Annotated in this window: 1 protein-coding gene and 1 pseudogene; one reads left to right on the top strand and one right to left on the bottom strand. The window is 74.5% G+C overall.

Going from position 1 to position 1,797, the window contains the following annotated elements; all coding sequences use genetic code 11:
- Positions 1–1,043, bottom strand: a 1,043-nt coding sequence (locus tag VLJ82_RS04390) for an aminopeptidase P family protein (RefSeq protein ID WP_408662106.1), incomplete at its 3' end; no start/stop codon positions are given.
- Between the two features lie 148 nt (positions 1,044–1,191).
- Between VLJ82_RS04390 and VLJ82_RS04385 the strand changes: the two are divergent.
- A pseudogene (locus VLJ82_RS04385) lies at positions 1,192–1,797 on the top strand (adenosine deaminase); the annotation flags it as partial.

Below are 1,797 nucleotides of genomic sequence, written 5' to 3'. Positions count from 1 at the left end.
GTCCAGGTGCCGTTCACCGGCATGGTGCGGGTGACGTCGGCGGTGAACAGCGAGTCCACCTCGACGCCCATGTCGGCCAGCAGCAGCTGGCCGTCGGCCAGGTCGCCGTCGTTGCGCCACCAGTGCAGCGTGGTGCTGTGCTGCCCGGCGCCCACGATCGAGGTGTAGCCCACCTCGTTGCCCTCGAACCGGGCCCGCCGCCAGAAGGTGCCCTCCAGCCAGCGCTCGCCGCGCCGGCCGCCGGCCGCCAGCACCGCCGGGAGCTCGGCGACCACATCGGCGAAGCCGCGCGAGGTGGCGTCGCAGGCCGCCTGCAGCTGGCTGATCTCCCAGTCGTCCTTGACCAGCCGCAGCTCGTCCAGGATCTGCGGCAACCGGCCGGCCTCGGTGCCGGGCAGCAGCGCGTCCACGCTGGCGTCCACCCCGCGCACCGCCAGCACCGGCCGGCCGCGGTGGGCCTCCAGGTCGCGGCGCAGCTCGGCCAGCGGCCGGGTGGCCAGGCCCAGCACCGTCTCGGTGTCGGCGGCGGTGGGCACGTTGCCCACCCACAGCGCGCCGTAGGCCCGGTTGGTGAAGTAGCCGGGCGTGCCCGGCCCGTCGTACTCCCGTACGTAGAGCGTCGCGGTGTGCCCGGACTCCGGCCCGGCCCCGGACGGGACGAGCACCAGCACCGCACCCTCGACCGTCTCACCGGTCAGCCAGGTGAAGCCGGAGAACGCCCGGAAGCTGTAGTCGGTGTCGTAGGCGCGCACCTTGGGCAGGCCGGCCGGGATCACCAGCAGCTGGCCGCCGAAAGCCGCCGACAGCGCCGCCCGGTTGCGGGCGAAGGTGGCCGCGCCCGCCGACGGCGTCCCGGCCCGGCTGGCCGGATGCGGCATCGCCGGGGCCGGCCCCCAGTTCGCGGCCATCGCCTTGGCCAGCTCGCCGGACAGCGGGATGTCGTGCGAACCGGTGCCTTCGGCGGAACTCGGGCCGGTCGCGGCCTCAGGTGCGGGCACTGCCAGTTCGGTGTCGTCGGAGTTCGGCTGCGTCTGTGCGGTCATAAGGGGAAGTCTAGGCCCGCGCCCCCGGCTGCCCGAGTGGTTTGCTGCTGCTCGCCGCCCGGCTGCCCGCGGTCATGGGCGTCCCGGCTCGCCGCCGGTGCGACGTGGTCGCCAGCGGCGCCGGCGGCCGGGCGACTAGCGTGGCCCCATGCCTGCCGAACTCAACCCCACCACCATCCGGACCGCCCCCAAGGTGCTGCTGCACGACCATCTGGACGGCGGGCTGCGACCGCAGACCATCATCGACCTGGCCGCCGCGATCGGGTACCACAAGCTGCCCTCGACCGACGCCGCCGAGCTCGGCCGGTGGTTCGTCGAGGCAGCCGACTCGGGCTCCCTGGTCCGCTACCTGGAGACCTTCGACCACACCGTGGCGGTGATGCAGACCCGGGAGGGCCTGCACCGGGTGGCCAGCGAGTGCGCGCAGGACCTGGCTGCCGACGGCGTGGTCTACGCCGAGATCAGGTGGGCGCCCGAGCAGCACGTCGGCGACGGGCTGAGCCTGGCCGAGGTGGTGGACGCCACCCTGGAGGGGTTCGCGCACGGCACCCAGGCCGCCGCGGAGCAGGGCCACTCCATCCGGATCGGCTCACTGCTCACCGCGATGCGGCATGCCGCCCGGTCCCGCGAGATCGCCGAGCTGGCGGTGGCCTACCGCGACCGCGGCGTGGTCGGCTTCGACATCGCCGGCGCGGAGGCCGGCTTCCCGCCCACCCGGCACCTGGACGCCTTCGAGTACCTGCGCCGGGAGAAC

The sequence above is a fragment of the Jatrophihabitans sp. genome (genome assembly GCF_035474675.1).
Classification (GTDB): Bacteria; Actinomycetota; Actinomycetes; order Mycobacteriales; family Jatrophihabitantaceae; genus Jatrophihabitans_A.
The sequence above is the reverse complement of the archived record's forward strand: the minus strand, read 5'-3'. Positions and strand labels throughout refer to the sequence as shown.